This is a genomic window from Pseudomonas sp. BMW13, from assembly GCF_013357275.1.
Taxonomy (GTDB): domain Bacteria; phylum Pseudomonadota; class Gammaproteobacteria; order Pseudomonadales; family Pseudomonadaceae; genus Aquipseudomonas; species Aquipseudomonas khazarica.
The window spans coordinates 359,597-376,192 of the sequence record NZ_SUKD01000002.1 but is presented as its reverse complement, the minus strand read 5'-3'; the positions used below and the strand labels follow the sequence as shown (position 1 = coordinate 376,192).

Below are 16,596 nucleotides of genomic sequence, written 5' to 3'. Positions count from 1 at the left end.
AGAGGGGGCCGGGTGTGGACCCGGCCGGCTCGGGTATCAGTCGGCGGTCTTCAGGGCATCGGCGGATACATCACGCACACCCTCGATTTCCTTGGTCTTGGCGATGGCCAGATCACGTTCGGCATCGGTGGCCACTACACCGGAAAGGGAAACCACGCCCTGGTTGGTCTCGACCTTGATGTCCAGCGCGCTCAGGTCCTTGTCGGCGACGAAGGTGGATTTGACCTTGCTGGTGATCCAGGTGTCGGATACCGCCTGCTCGGCTTTGTCCACGGTGTCGTTGGCCGCCAGCATGGTCGGCTGAGCGAAGGCTGCCGAGGCGAGCGGCAGGCTCAGCGCAGCGGCGGTCAGGGTGGCGGCGGCAAAACGGGTGATTGGCTGTTTCATGGTTGACTCCTGTACATTCCAGACAATCTGCAAACCAACTCCTGGCTGCAGGTTCACCAGTACTATCGCAAGCGCTGTGCCAGTTTTTCATAAAACAAAAAACCCTTTAATAACAACAAGTTAATTAAACCTGTCGATACGACGCGAATTGCATTTCGCCGAGTCCGGAAAAAACCCTCGGGCAATTTGCATGATCTCTGGCAAGGCAAAGGCGAACACGCACACAGCCACGCAGCCGACCCGCGTAACGCTGGTACAGGCTGCCGGCGAGGCCCGCTAAAAGCCCGGACGCCAGGCGCAGGAAATTGCCGGGAGCGCTTGCTGCAGTCGCCTGGCGACGGCCCACCGGGCTGTCGCGAGGAATCGCAGGCAATAAAAAAGGGCCCCCGCAGGAGCCCTTCTGTTCAAGCCAGCGAAGGATCGCTTAGACGCCGGAGGCCTCGGCGGCCGCTACATCCTTGATCGACAGCTTGATACGGCCGCGGTTGTCCACGTCCAGAACCAGTACCTTCACTTCCTGGCCTTCCTTCAGTACGTCGGTGACCTTCTCCACGCGCTGATCGCTCAGCATGGAAATGTGCACCAGACCGTCCTTGCCCGGCAGGATGTTGACGAAGGCGCCGAAGTCGACGATGCGCTCGACCTTGCCGACGTAGATCTTGCCGATCTCGGCTTCCGCGGTGATGGCCAGAACGCGCTGCTTGGCAGCCTCGGCCGCTTCCTTGGTTTCGCCGAAGATCTTGATCGAGCCGTCGTCTTCGATGTCGATCGAAGCCTTGGTCTCTTCGCAGATACCACGGATGGTGGCGCCACCCTTGCCGATCACGTCGCGGATCTTGTCCTGGTCGATCTTCATCGCCAGCATGGTCGGGGCGTTGGCCGACAGCTCGGTGCGCGACTGGGCGATGACCTGGTTCATCTGGCCGAGGATGTTCAGACGGGCTTCCAGCGCCTGCTCCAGCGCCTGCTCCATGATCTCTTCGGTGATGCCCTGGATCTTGATGTCCATCTGCAGCGCGGTGACGCCCTTGGCGGTACCGGCTACCTTGAAGTCCATGTCGCCCAGGTGGTCTTCGTCACCGAGGATGTCGGTCAGAACGGCGAACTTCTCGCCTTCCAGTACCAGACCCATGGCGATACCGGCAACCGGCGCCTTCATCGGCACACCGGCGTCCATCAGCGCCAGGGAAGCGCCGCAGACCGAAGCCATGGAGGACGAACCGTTGGACTCGGTGATTTCCGATACCACACGGATGGTGTACGGGAACTCGTCGTCCTTCGGCAGCATGGCAGCGACGCCACGACGGGCCAGGCGACCGTGACCGATTTCGCGGCGGCCAGCGCCACCCATGCGACCACACTCACCGACCGAGAACGGCGGGAAGTTGTAGTGCAGCATGAAGGGGTCTTTCTTCTCGCCTTCCAGGGTATCCAGCAGCTGTGCGTCGCGGGCGGTGCCCAGGGTGGCGACGACCAGCGCCTGAGTTTCACCACGGGTGAACAGCGCCGAACCGTGGGTCTTGTCCAGCACGCCGACTTCGATCTTCAGCGGACGCACGGTGCGGGTGTCGCGACCGTCGATACGCGGCTTGCCATCGACGATGTTCTGGCGAACGGTGCGGTATTCGATCTCGCCGAAAGCGGCTTTGACTTCGTCAGCCGGGAACTGACCTTCGCCTTCGCCGGCCAGGGCCGCAACGACTTCATCACGCAGCTCGCCCAGACGGTTGTAGCGGTCCTGCTTGATGGTGATGGTGTAGGCCTGGCTGATGGCGGCGCCGAACTGGCTGCGGATGGCGTCCAGCAGCGGAGTGTTGGCGGCCGGAGCCTGCCAGTTCCAGGTCGGCTTGCCAGCTTCGGCAGCGAATTCCTTGACGGCCTGGATCACGGCCTGGAATTCCTGGTGGGCGAACAGTACGGCACCGAGCATCTGGTCTTCGGTCAGCTCCTGGGCTTCCGACTCGACCATCAGTACGGCGGTTTCGGTACCGGCCACGACCATGTCCAGGCTGGACGCCTTGAGCTGCTCGTAGTTGGGGTTCAGCAGGTAGCCGGTATCCGGGTGGAAGGCTACGCGCGCGGCACCGATCGGGCCGTTGAACGGAATGCCGGAAACGGCCAGGGCAGCGGAGGTACCGATCATGGCGGCAACGTCCGGATCGGTCTTCTTGCTGGTGGAAACGACGGTGCAGACGACCTGCACTTCGTTCATGAAGCCTTCGGGGAACAGCGGACGGATCGGACGGTCGATCAGGCGCGAGGTCAGGGTTTCCTTCTCGCTCGGACGGCCTTCACGCTTGAAGAAGCCGCCAGGAATCTTGCCGGCTGCGTAGGTCTTCTCCTGGTAGTGCACGGACAGCGGGAAGAAGCCTTTGCTCGGGTCGGCGCTCTTGGCACCCACGACGGTCACCAGCACGGTCACGTCGTTGTCGACGGTCACCAGCACGGCACCGCTGGCTTGACGGGCAATACGGCCAGTCTCGAGGGTTACGGTCGACTGACCGAACTTGAATTGCTTGATTACCGGGTTCACGGTGTTTTCCTTCTCTCTGTTGCCTTGGGGGAAATCTGAAAGCGGCACGGGAGTCGGACCCGATGCATCCTTCGAAAAGCCAAAAGCTGGAAGCCCGGAGCCGCAGGTCGGGGATCATGCCCCGACTTGCCGCTCCGAACTCCCAGCTTCCAACTTGTGCAGCTCGCGTCTATTAACGACGCAGGCCCAGGCGACCGATCAGGGCGCTGTAACGACTGGTGTCCTTGGCCTTCAGGTAGTCCAGCAGCTTACGACGCTGGTTGACCATACGGATCAGACCACGACGGCTGTGGTGATCCTTGCCGTTGGCCTTGAAGTGACCTTGCAGCTTGTTGATGTTGGCGGTCAGCAGGGCTACCTGCACTTCCGGGCTACCGGTATCGCCTTCAGCTTGCTTGTAGTCGTTAACGATCTGGGCTTTTTCTTCAACGCTGAGTGCCATGTTGGCTTCCTCTCATCTGGAAACTGCCGAAGCAGTCTCAATAGGCCGGGAATCGCTCCCCGTGTTTTAAAAAGAGGTATGACCGTGCCTACTGACAGCCACCCTCGCAGTACCGGATGACAGCTTCGCCATCACCCCGGCTTCGACCTCGCGGCCGAACCATTCGGTGCCATGCACCGCTATATCTCAGCCCGGCCCCTGAGGCCCGAGCCTGCACCCGTGCTACGCACCGGTGTAAATCAGTCGACGCGGCGCGATGCGCCCGTCGTCGCTCACCTCACCGATGCCGATGAAGCGACCGTTGTGATCCTGCACGCGGACCATGCCGAACTTCGGCGCTTCCGGCGCCCGCACCGGCTGCCCTTGCAACCAGTAGAACGCACTGTGCTCGGAGAACTGCAGCAGCGGCCAGTCCTGCAGACCGCTGTCGACCGGCTGCAGGAAGCGATCGAGCGCTGCATTGCCGCCTTCGGCATGCGCCGCTTCCAGCACTTCCAGGGTCACGGTGCGTGACAGGTCGAACGGGCCGGCCTTGGTACGCCGCAGTTCGGCGACGTGTGCGCCGCAACCGAGCAGTTGGCCAAGATCCTCGACCAGGGTCCGAATATAGGTGCCCTTGCTGCAGTCCACCGACAAACGCGCCTGCTCACCTTCGAGGGCCAGCAATTCCAGGCGCGCAATAGTAACAGAACGCGCCTCGCGCTCCACTACTTCACCTGCGCGCGCCAGCTTGTAAAGCGGCTGGCCGTCCTTCTTCAGGGCCGAGTACATCGGAGGTATCTGTTTGATTTCTCCGCGAAAACGCGGCAGCAGTGCTTCGATTTCGCTGCGACCAACGGTCACCGGGAGGCGCGCGATCACCTCACCTTCGGCATCGCCGGTGGTGGTGGTGACGCCAAGCTGGGCGACCGTCTCGTAGCCCTTGTCGGCATCGAGCAGGTACTGGGAAAACTTGGTCGCCTCGCCGAAGCACAGCGGCAGCACGCCGGTGGCCAGCGGGTCGAGGCTGCCGGTGTGCCCGGCCTTCTCGGCATTGAGCAACCAGCGCACCTTCTGCAGGGCCGCGTTGGAGGTGAAGCCGCGTGGCTTGTCCAGCAGGATGATGCCGTCGACCTTGCGACGAATACGTTTGACCTGGGCCACGCTTATTCCTCGCCGCCGTCCTGGTGCTTGCGGTCTTCCGCCACGGCACGCTCGATCAGCGCCGACAGCTCGGCACCGCGACGGATGCTGGCGTCGTACTGGAAGTGCAGTTGCGGGACGGTGCGCACCTTCATCGACTTGCCCAGCAACATGCGCAGATAGCCAGCTGCCTCGGAGAGGATCTCCAGGTTGAGCTTGATCTGCTCGGCATCGTCGTCCTTGCCCATCACGGTGATGAACACTTTGGAATGGGACAGGTCGCGGCTGACGTCCACGGCGGTGATGGTGACCAGGCCCAGACGCGGGTCCTTGATCTCACGCTGGATCAACACGGCCAGCTCACGCTGCATCTGGTCGCCGATACGCTGGGTACGGCTGTAATCTTTCGCCATTTCTTACTTACCTTTCCTTCGTCCTGGCGCCTCGCCGGCACCGGACGTAAAAGCGGCAAACGCCCGGCCGCGCATGAGCGGGGCCGGGCGTTGCATGATCAAGGGGTTGCGCTTACAGACTGCGCGCGACCTGGACCTTCTCGAACACTTCGATCTTGTCGCCGACCTTGACGTCGTTGTAGCTCTTCACGCCGATACCGCACTCCATGCCATTACGCACTTCGGCGACGTCGTCCTTGAAGCGACGCAGCGATTCCAGCTCGCCTTCGAAGATCACCACGTCCTCGCGCAGTACGCGGATCGGACGGTTACGGAACACGGTACCTTCGATGACCATGCAGCCCGCGACGGCGCCGAACTTCGGCGAACGGAACACGTCGCGCACTTCCGCGGTGCCCAGGATGTTCTCGCGAACATCGCTGCCGAGCATACCGGTGAGCGCCTTCTTGACGTCCTCGATGATGTCGTAGATGACGTTGTAGTAGCGCATGTCGAGGCCTTCGGACTCGACGATCTTGCGCGCACCGGCGTCAGCACGGACGTTGAAGCCGAACAGCACGGCATTGGAAGCCAGCGCCAGGTTGGCATCGGATTCGGTGATGCCACCGACGCCGCCACCGACCACACGCACTTGTACTTCGTCGTTGCCGAGGGTGCTGAGCGAGCCTTGTAGGGCTTCCAGAGAACCACGCACATCGGCCTTGAGGACGATGTTGAGGGTCTTCTTCTCTTCCTGGCCCATGTTCTCGAAGATGTTTTCCAGCTTGCCGGCGTGGGCGCGGGCCAGCTTGACTTCGCGGAACTTGCCCTGACGGAACAGTGCAACTTCGCGGGCCTTCTTCTCGTCGGCCACCACCATCATCTCGTCACCGGCATCCGGCGTACCGTCCAGGCCGAGGATCTCGACCGGAATCGACGGACCGGCTTCCTTGATCGGCTTGCCGTTCTCGTCGAGCATGGCACGCACACGACCGTAGTTGACGCCGACCAGGACCATGTCGCCCTGGCGCAGGGTACCGTCCTGAACCAGCACGGTAGCCACCGGGCCACGGCCCTTGTCCAGACGCGACTCGACCACCACGCCACGACCCGGAGCGGTCGGAGTGGCTTTCAGCTCGAGTACTTCAGCCTGCAGCAGTACGGCTTCGAGCAGTTCGTCGATACCGGTACCGGCCTTGGCGGAAACCGGTACGTAGGGTGCGTCACCGCCCCACTCTTCCGGGATCACATCCAGCGCGGCCAGGCCGTTCTTGATGTTGTCCGGGTTGGCTTCCGGCTTGTCCATCTTGTTCACCGCGACCACGATCGGCACGCCAGCGGCTTTCGCGTGCTGCACGGCTTCCTGGGTCTGCGGCATCACGCCGTCGTCAGCAGCGACGACGAGGATGACGATGTCGGTGGCCTTGGCGCCACGGGCACGCATCTGGGTGAACGCGGCGTGACCCGGGGTGTCGAGGAAGGTGACCATGCCACGCTCGGTTTCCACGTGGTAGGCACCAATGTGCTGGGTGATGCCACCGGCTTCGCCGGAGGCGACCTTGGCACGACGGATGTAGTCGAGCAGGGAGGTCTTGCCGTGGTCGACGTGACCCATGACGGTCACGACCGGTGCACGGGACAGCGCCTCGCCTTCGAACTTCAGCGATTCGGCCAGGGAATCTTCCAGGGCGTTGTCGCTGACCAGCTTGACCTTGTGGCCGAACTCTTCGGCGACCAACTGGGCAGTTTCCTGATCCAGCACCTGGTTGATGGTCACCGGCGTGCCCATCTTGAACATGAACTTGACGATTTCCGCGCCCTTGATGGCCATTTGCTGGGCCAGATCGGAAACGGTAATGGTCTCGCCAATGGAAACGTCGCGCACGATCGGACCTGTCGGGCTCTGGAAGCCATGCTGGTTGCGCTTCTTCATCTTGGCCTTGCCACGGCCGCCACGGCGGAAGCCATCGCTTTCCTCGTCGACGCTACGGGGAGCGACGCGCGGAGCAGGTGCCTTCTCCTTGACGGTCGGGCGATGCTGGGCGTGCTTGCGATCACGACGCTCGTCTTCATCGCGCGCCTTCTCGGGACGGCGCACTTCTTCTTTCTTGCGCTCGACCTCGACGACCGGAGCCGCAGCAGCCGGCTCGCTGGCCGGTGCCGGCGCGGCGACCGCAGCAGGCGCCGCAGCGGGTTCGCTGGCAGTGACCGCCTGGCGCTTGGCCTCTTCTTCGGCCTTGCGCTTGGCTTCTTCCTCGGCTTTCAGGCGCTCGGCCTCGGCAGCGGCCTGCTGAGCTTCCAGCTCGCGCTGCTTCTCGGCTTCGAGCTCCTCCGGGCTGCGCTTGACGAAGGTCTTCTTCTTGCGCACTTCAACACTGATGGTCTTGCTACCAGCAACCTTGAGCGTGCTGGTGGTCTTGCGCTGCAAGGTAATCTTGCGCGGCTCCTCGACCTTGTCGCCGTGACTGCCCTTGAGGTGAGCCAGCAGGGCCTGCTTCTCACTGTCGGTCACTACTTGTTCGGCGCTGCTGTGGGACAGACCGGCTTCACGCATCTGCTGCAGCAGGCGCTCTACCGGGGTGTCGACCACTTTGGCCAGTTCTTTCACCGTGACTTGCGTCATGCATCTTTCTCCTCAGGCCGCAACCGCTTATTCGAACCAGTGGGCTCGAGCGGCCATGATCAGCTTGCCGGCACGTTCTTCGTCGATGCCGTCGATGTCGAGCAGGTCGTCAATCGACTGCTCGGCCAGGTCTTCACGGGTAATCACGCCGCGCAGCGCAAGCTCCAGAGCCAGCGCCTTGTCCATGCCTTCCAGTTCCAGCAAATCATCTGCCGGATGGGCATCTGCCAACTTCTCCTCGTTGGCGATCGCCTTGGTCAGCAGACGATCCTTGGCCCGTGCACGCAGCTCGTTGACGATGTCCTCGTCAAAGCCATCGATGCTGAGCATTTCTTCCATGGGTACGTAGGCAATCTCTTCGAGACTGGTGAAACCCTCTTCGACCAGGACTTGAGCCAGTTCTTCGTCGACTTCCAGCTCGTCGATGAAGGACTGCATGATGTCGCCGGTTTCCGCCTGCTGCTTGGCCTGGATGTCCGCTTCGGTCATCACGTTCAGCGTCCAGCCGGTCAGCTGACTGGCCAGGCGCACGTTCTGGCCGCCACGACCGATGGCCTGAGCCAGGTTGTCCTCGCCAACGGCGATGTCCATGGCATGGGCATCTTCATCGACGATGATCGCTGCCACTTCGGCCGGCGACATGGCGTTGATCACGAACTGCGCCGGATTGTCATCCCACAGAACGATATCCACACGCTCGCCACCCAGCTCGCCGGACACCGCCTGCACACGCGAACCGCGCATGCCGATGCAGGCGCCCTGCGGATCGATACGCTTGTCCTTGGAGCGCACGGCGATCTTGGCGCGCGAACCCGGATCACGGGAGGCGGCCTTGACGTCGATCAGCCCTTCGGCGATCTCCGGCACCTCGATACGGAACAGCTCGATCAGCATTTCCGGCGCGGTACGCGACAGGATCAGCTGCGGGCCGCGGTTCTCGGTACGGATTTCCTTGAGCAGGGCACGCAGACGCACACCGACGCGGAAGGTTTCGCGCGGGATGATGTCTTCACGAGCCAGCAGCGCCTCGGCATTGTTGCCGAGGTCGACGATGACGTTGTCGCGGGTGACCTTCTTCACGGTACCGGAGATGATCTCGCCCAGACGCTCGCGATAGGCATCGACCACCTGCGCACGTTCGGCTTCGCGCACTTTCTGCACGATGACCTGCTTGGCGGTTTGCGCGGCGATACGACCGAACTCGATGGAATCGACCTTCTCTTCGAGCACGTCACCGATCTTGGCATTGGCCTCGACTGCCTGCGGCATGTCGTCGGTCAACTGGTAGGCCGGATCCTCGAACTCGGACTCGTCGACCACCGTCCAGCGACGGAACGTCTCGTAGCTGCCATTGTGCCGGTTGATCGACACGCGCAGATCGACTTCGTCTTCGAAACGTTTCTTGGTGGCGGTCGCCAGAGCCAGCTCCAGCGCCTCGAAAATCACGCCGGCCGGTACACCCTTTTCGTTGGATACCGACTCAACAACCAGCAGTACTTCTTTGCTCATCGTACGCCTCGCCTCTCGCAATCCATTGGTTCTGCGCAATCTGCGTCACGTTCACGCCACTGGCGCTACATTCGTGCACGGCTGCGCTACCTTCACGTCATCTGCGCCCCGTGCCGCGCCAACCATCGCGGAGCACGGCAACGACGCAGACAGCGCGTCTCAATCAAATCGGGGGATGATATTGGCCTTGTCGATCAAGTCGATCGGCAACAGGTACTCGTGGTCATCCACCTGCACCACCACGTCCTGCTCCTCCACACCACGGAGAAGGCCCTGGAAGTTGCGCCGCCCATCGAAAGGCGAGCGCAGCTTGATCTTCACCTGCTCACCGACATGAGTCGCGAACTGTTCAAGGGTGAACAACGGGCGATCCATGCCAGGAGAAGAAACTTCCAGCGTGTACTCCGAGGAAATCGGGTCCTCGACGTCGAGCACACCACTGAGCTGACGGCTGACGATCTCGCAATCGTCGATCAGGATGCCATCGGCCTTATCGATATAGACACGCAGTAGCGAATGACGCCCCTGCGACAGGAACTCGATGCCCCAACACTGATAACCGAGCGCCTCGATTACCGGGGCCAACAAGGCCTGCAACTGTTCTAGCTTGCTCGACACTTAACGGCCCTCGTGCATGCTGTGCAAATAAAAAATGGGCGAAACGCCCATCCCTTCAATCCGCATGAATCGCTGCGGACACTGTCTTTCAGCTAACAAAAAGCCCCTGAAAAGGGGCCTGCTGAAACTGGTTGCGGGGGCTGGATTTGAACCAACGACCTTCGGGTTATGAGCCCGACGAGCTACCAGACTGCTCCACCCCGCGTCAAAGCTGGGCCGGAATTATACGGCCACCCCCTGGCGAGGGTCAACCAACACTCCAGCAACAAGAAAGCCCGCTGACAGCGGGCTTTCTTGAGTATGGTACCGAGGAGGGGACTCGAACCCCTACAGCCTATGGCCACTACCACCTCAAGGTAGCGTGTCTACCAATTCCACCACCTCGGCAAAACGGTTACTGCTCTGGAGCCTCAGGCACATCCGAAGATTCGGATGCTGGGGCTTGCTCTTCGAGCACCGGCACGTCTTCGACCGCCGGCTTTTGTTGAACTTCCAGAACCGCTGGATCAGGAAGGCCAACCTGTGTCAGTGCATCAGCTTTTTCTTTAGCAAAGTACGCTAAACCCAAGCTGGTAATGAAAAAAGCTGCGGCGAGTATACCAGTAAACTTACTCAGAAAGGTAGAGGAACCTTGGCTTCCGAATACAGTTGCCGAAGCACCCGAACCGAACGACGCACCGGCGTCAGCACCTTTACCCTGCTGCAACAACACCAGCACCACAATCCCGATCGCACCCAGCAGGTGCAGAACAACAATGACTGTTTCCAGCATTCTTCAGTTTCCTGCAGCGCGACAGATCGCACCGAATTCATCCGCATTCAGAGAGGCTCCACCCACGAGCCCCCCATCGATATCCTGCATACCGAACAACTCGGCTGCACTGGCGGCCTTGACACTGCCGCCATAAAGAATTCTCAGCCCGCTCGCCACCTCAGCATCCAGCTGCGCAACCTGCGCGCGGATCGCTGCGTGCACTTCCTGAGCCTGCTCAGGCGTAGCGGTCAAGCCGGTGCCGATGGCCCATACAGGCTCATAAGCCACCACGGCCCGCTTCAGGGACTCGACACCCAGGGCATCGATCACTGCGGCCAACTGGCCTCCCACCACACCCAGCGTTGCATTCGCTTCACGCTGCTCACGGGTCTCACCGAGGCAGAGCACGGGAATCAAGCCCGCTTTCTGCACGGCCGCAAACTTGCCGACCACCACCTCATCGCTCTCGCCCAGAATCAGACGCCGCTCGGAGTGGCCCACCAGCACAAGCTCGCAACCGCCATCGACCAGCTGGCTCGTCGCCAACTCACCGGTCAGGGCACCCTGCTCCACCTGCACCGCGCAATCCTGCGCTCCAACCTTCACTGCACCATCCGCCAGACCGTGAACGACCTGGGCGATATGCAGACTGGAGGGAAACACCGCGACATCAATCCCGACAGGCAACTCCTGCCGGCACAGCCCTTCGATCAGCTCTGCGACGCTGGCGCGGGTACCGTGCATTTTCCAGTTACCGGCGACCAAGGGGCGACGCATGTTTTACCTCGTCGATCAAAGAGGGCGCAGATGTTACCCAAGAGCACCCTAGGTAGCAAGCTCAATCAAGCACAGACTTCGGCAACAATCTTAGCTAATTCATCAGCATAGCCACGGACGCTGCTTTCCTCGTCGCCCTCGACCATCACCCGCACCAGCGGCTCGGTACCGGACTTGCGCAGCAACACCCGACCGCGACCGGCCATCTGCTCGGTCACACGGGCACACGCATCCTTCACCGACGGGTGCTCCAGCGGATCGACAGCCCCCGAAAGGCGCACGTTGACCAGCACCTGCGGGCACTTCTTCAGGTCGCTGCGCGCCTCGACCAGGGTCTGCTGGCGTCGCTTCAGGGCCATGAGGACCTGCAGGGCGGCGATGATGGCGTCACCCGTGGTGGTGTGCTGGAAGCAGACCAGGTGCCCCGAGTTCTCGCCACCCAGCAGCCAGTTGCGCTCCAGCAGCTCGGCGATCACGTAGCGATCCCCCACCTTGGCGCGCACGAAAGGAATGTTCAGCTGCTCGAGCGCCAGTTCGAGGCCCAGGTTGCTCATCAGCGTACCGACCACGCCACCGCGCAGACGCCCGCGTTCCTGCATGTCACGCGCGATGATGAACAGCAGTTCGTCGCCGTCGACGACCGCACCATATTGATCGACCATCAGCACGCGATCGGCATCACCGTCGAAGGCGATGCCGAGATCGGCCTGCTGCGCCACGACCTCGGCCTGCAACGCCGCGATATGAGTGGAACCACAGCCATCGTTGATGTTGAGGCCATCGGGCTGCGCCGAGATGACCCGCACTTCGGCACCCAGCTCGCGGAACACGCTGGGCGCCACCTTGTAGGCAGCGCCATGGGCGCAATCGATGACGATCTTCAGGCCCTTGAAGCTGGTACCGCTGGGCACGCTGCCCTTGCAGAACTCGATGTAGCGACCCGAGGCGTCGTTGATCCGCGAAGCCTTGCCGATGCCGGCAGACTCGACCACGGTCATCGGCTGATCGAGCAACTCCTCGATCATCATCTCGACATCGTCCGGCAGCTTGGTGCCTTCGCTGGAGAAGAACTTGATGCCATTGTCGTCATGCGGATTGTGCGAGGCGCTGATGACGATACCGGCATCAGCCTGGAAGGTCCGCGTGAGGTAAGCGATGGCTGGCGTCGGCATCGGACCGAGCAGCTGCACGTCGGCACCGGCAGCCGCCAGACCTGCCTCGAGGGCGGACTCGAACATGTAGCCGGAGATACGCGTGTCCTTGCCGATCAGGATGCGGCACTTGCCCTGCTTGCGAAATGCCATGCCCGCAGCCCAGCCGAGCTTGAGCATGAAGTCAGGGGTGATCGGAAACTGCCCGACATGGCCACGGATGCCATCGGTGCCGAAGTATTTTCTAGCCATCAGTCTTTCCTTGTTATTGCGCTGCTTCAACCGCAGCGACCATGCGCACCACGTCCACCGTTTCGGCGACATCGTGCACACGCAGAATATGTGCGCCCTTGGTCAGCGCCAGGGCAGCCAGCGCCAGGCTGCCGTAGAGCCGCCCGCCAACCTCGTGGCCAAGCACCTTGCCGATCATGCTCTTGCGCGAGACGCCCACCAGCAGCGGCCGGCCCAGCTCGGAGAGCTCGCCCATGTGCCTGAACAAGGCCAGATTATGCTCCAGCGTCTTGGCAAAACCGAAGCCCGGATCGAGCACGATCCGCTCAGCGGGTATACCGACTGCCGCGCATGCCGCCATGCGCTCGACGAGAAAACCCCGCACTTCGGCGACGATGTCCGGGTACTGCGGGTTGTCCTGCATGTTGCCCGGCTCGCCGCGCATGTGCATCAGGCACACCGGCAGGCCGCTGTCGGCCGCAGCGTCCAGCGCGCCATCGCGCTGCAGCGAGCGCACGTCATTGATCAACCCGGCCCCCAGCCTCGCACTCTCGCGCATGACCGCGGGCGTCGAGGTGTCGACCGAAATGATGACGTCCAGCTCACGCGCGATGGCCTCGACCACCGGCGCGACTCGCTCCAGCTCCTCGGTCGGCGACACGACCCGGGCGCCGGGGCGGGTGGATTCACCACCGACATCGATCAGGGTCGCACCGGCAGCGACCATTGCCTCGGCGTGGCGCAAGGCGGCGTCGCGCGCGGTATAGCGGCCACCGTCGGAGAATGAGTCAGGCGTGACATTGAGGATGCCCATCACGTGCGGACGGGACAAATCAAGAAGCCGGCTGCCACAGGGCAGCCGGCTCGGGTGTTGCGCAAAGGACATAGGCGACCTTAGTGCTCGGCAGCAGGACCGCCGATTGGCTTCTCGGGGCGACTGGGCTCATCGACCTTGGCCTGCGGCGCACCGGAGTCGCCACCACCATCCCAACCACGCGGCTCGCGAGGTTCGCGGCCATTCATGATGTCGTCGATCTGCTCGGAGTCGATGGTTTCGTACTTCATCAGTGCTTCGGCCATGGCGTCGAGCTTGTCGCGGTTTTCCACCAGCAGGCGCTTGGCCGTGTCGTAGCACTCGTCGATGATGCGACGCACTTCCTCGTCGATCAGCTTGGCGGTTTCACCAGACACGTTGCTGTGCTGGCTGCCCATGCTGCGCCCCAGGAACACTTCGCCTTCTTCCTCGGCGTACATCAGCGGACCCAGCTTCTCGGACAGGCCCCACTTGGTGACCATGTTCTTGGCCAGCTGAGTGGCGCGCATGATGTCATTGGAGGCACCGGTGGTGACGCCATCGAAACCCAGGGTCATCTCCTCGGCGATACGGCCGCCGAACAGCGAGCAGATCTGGCTGATCAGGGCGCGCTTGCTCAGGCTGTAACGATCCTCTTCCGGCAGGAACATGGTCACGCCCAGGGCACGACCGCGCGGAATGATGGACACCTTGTAGACCGGATCATGCTCGGGCACCAGACGACCGACGATGGCGTGACCCGCCTCGTGGTAGGCCGTGTTGAGCTTCTCCTTGTCGGACATGACCATGGTCTTGCGCTCGGCGCCCATCATGATCTTGTCCTTGGCCAGCTCGAACTCCTTCATTTCCACCAGACGCTTGCCTGCACGGGCAGCGAACAGGGACGCCTCGTTGACCAGGTTGGCCAGGTCGGCACCGGAGAAGCCCGGGGTACCCCGCGCGATGACTGCCGCATTGACGTCGTCGCCCATCGGCACCTTGCGCATGTGCACTTTCAGAATCTGTTCGCGACCACGGATGTCGGGCAGGCCCACCACCACCTGACGGTCGAAGCGGCCGGGGCGCAGCAGCGCCGGGTCGAGCACGTCGGGGCGGTTGGTGGCCGCGATGACGATGATGCCATCGTTCATCTCGAAGCCATCCATCTCCACCAGCAGCTGGTTGAGCGTCTGCTCGCGCTCGTCATGACCGCCGCCCATGCCGGCGCCACGGTGGCGACCCACGGCGTCGATCTCGTCGATGAAGATGATGCACGGCGCGTGTTTCTTGGCCTGGTCGAACATGTCGCGGACACGGGAAGCGCCGACACCGACGAACATTTCCACGAAATCGGAACCGGAGATGGTGAAGAACGGCACCTTGGCCTCGCCCGCCACGGCCTTGGCCAGCAGCGTCTTACCGGTACCCGGGGAACCGACCATCAGCACGCCACGCGGGATGCGCCCACCGAGACGCTGGAACTTGCCCGGGTCACGCAGGAACTCCACCAGCTCGCTGACTTCTTCCTTGGCCTCGTCGCAACCGGCGACATCGGCGAAGGTGGTCTTGACCTGGTCTTCGGAGAGCAGCCGCGCCTTGGACTTGCCGAAGCTCATCGGCCCGCCCTTGCCGCCCGCACCACCCTGCATCTGGCGCATGAAGAACATGAACACGGCGATGATCACCAGGATCGGGAAGCTCGCTACCAGCAGCTGGGTCCAGATGCTCTGCTGCTCAGGCTGCTTGCCCTCGATGACCACGTTGTTGTCGATCAGGTCACCGATCAGGCCGCCGTCCTGGATCGCCGGACGAATGGTCTTGAAGCCTTCGCCGTCGGTGCGCTTGCCGGTGATCACGTAGCCGTCGACGGTCACGCGCTCGACGCGCCCTTCCTTGACCTGCTCGATGAACTGCGAGTAGCTCAGGGTCTGCGGCTCGCTCGGGCTGGAGAAATTGTTCATCACGGTGACCAGCACCGCCGCGATGATCAGCCACAGGATGAGATTCTTTGCCATGTCGTTCAATTAGCTACCCTCTGAAGCAGGCCTCGTGGCGAAGCGCGCTTCCCATGACGACCAATGATATACCGGCCTAACTTACACCAAACGCCCACATCCCGCAGGCACCGTCTGTAACCCTTTATGAGGGTTGTACTACCTGAGACCAGCAGGTCGGGCCGCCGTTGCAACTCACAACCCGCGAAAGCCCCGCGCCAGCAGGTACTGCTCACGAGAGCGATCGCGCGACGACAACGGCTTGCGCATCTGCACCTTGTCGAAGGTGTCGCGCACCTGCCGGTGATAGGTATCGAACCCCTCACCTTGGAAAATCTTGATCAGAAAGTCCCCGCCCGGACGCAGCACGCGTCCGGCCAGGTCCAACGCCAGCTCGCACAGATACATCGCGCGCGCCTGATCCGCCGTCCTCACCCCACTCATATTGGGGGCCATATCGGAAATAACAAGGTCAACCGGGTTTTCCCCGATGGCGGCGAGAATCTGCTCGAACACGGCATCATCGGTGAAGTCGCCCTGGATGAAGGTCACATCCGGAATGCTGTCCATCTCCAGGATGTCGGAGGCGATCAGACGCCCCTTGTCACCGATCACCCGGCTGGTGACCTGCGACCAGCCACCCGGCGCGGCCCCGAGGTCGACCACGGTCATGCCGGGACGCAGGATGCGATCCTTCTCCTGGATTTCCAGCAGCTTGTAGCTGGCGCGGGAACGATAGCCGTCCTTCTGCGCCATCTTCACGTAAGGATCGTCGAAATGTTCTTTCAGCCAACGCTGGCTGGTCTTGGAACGTGCCACTGAAACCTCGGACTCAACGGGTCATGAATAACTGCGCGGGCTCGGGTAAGATAGGCGCCGTTTTCCAGACCGAATTAGGTACTAACGATTATGCCGCTCACTCAAGAGCAGAAGAAACAATTCAAATCTATCGGCCACCACCTGAAACCTGTATTGATCGTGGCCGACAATGGTTTGACCGAGGGCGTGCTGGCAGAGCTGGACCGTGCCCTGAACGATCACGAGCTGATCAAGGTACAGCTGCGCCTCGCCGAACGCGAGGACCGCCAGGCCGCCATCGTGGCCCTGTGCGAAAGCGGCCGCGCCGAACTGGTCCAGTCGATCGGCAAGGTCGCCCTGCTCTATCGCAAGAACCCCAAGCCGAATCGCAACCTGTCCAACGTGATTCGCTACCAGGGCTGAACCAGCTGCAAGCTGCAAGCTGCAAGCTGCAAGCTGCAAGCAAATCAGG

The 16,596-nt window shown here is 62.0% G+C and carries 15 protein-coding genes and 2 tRNA genes; 1 reads left to right on the top strand and 16 read right to left on the bottom strand.

Annotated features, from left to right (window positions below):
* Positions 1-36: 36 nt before the first annotated feature.
* The 16 genes from E4487_RS02835 to rlmE form a co-directional block, all read right to left on the bottom strand.
* Positions 37-387, bottom strand: a complete 351-nt coding sequence (locus E4487_RS02835; RefSeq protein ID WP_037050801.1) for a BON domain-containing protein — start codon at positions 385-387, stop codon at positions 37-39.
* A 424-nt stretch (positions 388-811) separates the two neighbouring features.
* Positions 812-2,920: a polyribonucleotide nucleotidyltransferase gene (gene pnp, locus E4487_RS02830; protein WP_037050803.1), complete on the bottom strand. Its 2,109-nt coding sequence runs from the start codon at positions 2,918-2,920 to the stop codon at positions 812-814.
* Positions 2,921-3,092: 172 nt separating this feature from the next.
* Positions 3,093-3,362, bottom strand: a complete 270-nt coding sequence (rpsO, locus tag E4487_RS02825; RefSeq protein WP_047590392.1) for a 30S ribosomal protein S15 — start codon at positions 3,360-3,362, stop codon at positions 3,093-3,095.
* Between the two features lie 222 nt (positions 3,363-3,584).
* Positions 3,585-4,505 (bottom strand): tRNA pseudouridine(55) synthase TruB, encoded by a 921-nt coding sequence (gene truB / locus E4487_RS02820; protein WP_175252671.1) that lies wholly within the window; start codon positions 4,503-4,505, stop codon positions 3,585-3,587.
* 2 nt (positions 4,506-4,507) lie between these two features.
* Positions 4,508-4,897, bottom strand: coding sequence for a 30S ribosome-binding factor RbfA (rbfA, locus tag E4487_RS02815; protein WP_037050808.1), 390 nt, complete (start codon positions 4,895-4,897; stop codon positions 4,508-4,510).
* A gap of 112 nt (positions 4,898-5,009) precedes the next feature.
* A complete protein-coding gene (gene infB, locus E4487_RS02810; protein ID WP_037050811.1) occupies positions 5,010-7,499 on the bottom strand; it encodes a translation initiation factor IF-2 in 2,490 nt (829 codons plus the stop codon).
* Positions 7,500-7,526: 27 nt separating this feature from the next.
* Positions 7,527-9,008 (bottom strand): transcription termination factor NusA, encoded by a 1,482-nt coding sequence (gene nusA / locus E4487_RS02805; RefSeq protein ID WP_037050815.1) that lies wholly within the window; start codon positions 9,006-9,008, stop codon positions 7,527-7,529.
* 159 nt (positions 9,009-9,167) lie between these two features.
* Positions 9,168-9,626, bottom strand: coding sequence for a ribosome maturation factor RimP (gene rimP / locus E4487_RS02800; RefSeq protein ID WP_037050820.1), 459 nt, complete (start codon positions 9,624-9,626; stop codon positions 9,168-9,170).
* A 128-nt stretch (positions 9,627-9,754) separates the two neighbouring features.
* Positions 9,755-9,831 (bottom strand) — tRNA-Met (locus E4487_RS02795).
* 96 nt (positions 9,832-9,927) lie between these two features.
* Positions 9,928-10,013: transfer RNA gene (locus E4487_RS02790), tRNA-Leu, on the bottom strand.
* Between the two features lie 7 nt (positions 10,014-10,020).
* Positions 10,021-10,398, bottom strand: a complete 378-nt coding sequence (secG, locus tag E4487_RS02785; protein ID WP_037050822.1) for a preprotein translocase subunit SecG — start codon at positions 10,396-10,398, stop codon at positions 10,021-10,023.
* 3 nt (positions 10,399-10,401) lie between these two features.
* Positions 10,402-11,157: a triose-phosphate isomerase gene (tpiA, locus tag E4487_RS02780; RefSeq protein WP_175252670.1), complete on the bottom strand. Its 756-nt coding sequence runs from the start codon at positions 11,155-11,157 to the stop codon at positions 10,402-10,404.
* 65 nt (positions 11,158-11,222) lie between these two features.
* Entirely contained in the window at positions 11,223-12,560 is a 1,338-nt protein-coding gene (gene glmM, locus E4487_RS02775) for a phosphoglucosamine mutase (protein ID WP_037050825.1), read from the bottom strand.
* 13 nt (positions 12,561-12,573) lie between these two features.
* Entirely contained in the window at positions 12,574-13,425 is an 852-nt protein-coding gene (gene folP, locus E4487_RS02770; RefSeq protein ID WP_150606472.1) for a dihydropteroate synthase, read from the bottom strand.
* 8 nt (positions 13,426-13,433) lie between these two features.
* Positions 13,434-15,347 (bottom strand): ATP-dependent zinc metalloprotease FtsH, encoded by a 1,914-nt coding sequence (gene ftsH / locus E4487_RS02765; protein ID WP_037050830.1) that lies wholly within the window; start codon positions 15,345-15,347, stop codon positions 13,434-13,436.
* Between the two features lie 174 nt (positions 15,348-15,521).
* A complete protein-coding gene (gene rlmE / locus E4487_RS02760) occupies positions 15,522-16,145 on the bottom strand; it encodes a 23S rRNA (uridine(2552)-2'-O)-methyltransferase RlmE (protein ID WP_037050834.1) in 624 nt (207 codons plus the stop codon).
* A 90-nt stretch (positions 16,146-16,235) separates the two neighbouring features.
* Between rlmE and yhbY the strand changes: the two genes are divergently transcribed.
* Positions 16,236-16,547 (top strand): ribosome assembly RNA-binding protein YhbY, encoded by a 312-nt coding sequence (gene yhbY, locus E4487_RS02755; protein WP_037050836.1) that lies wholly within the window; start codon positions 16,236-16,238, stop codon positions 16,545-16,547.
* The last annotated feature ends 49 nt before the right edge of the window (positions 16,548-16,596 follow it).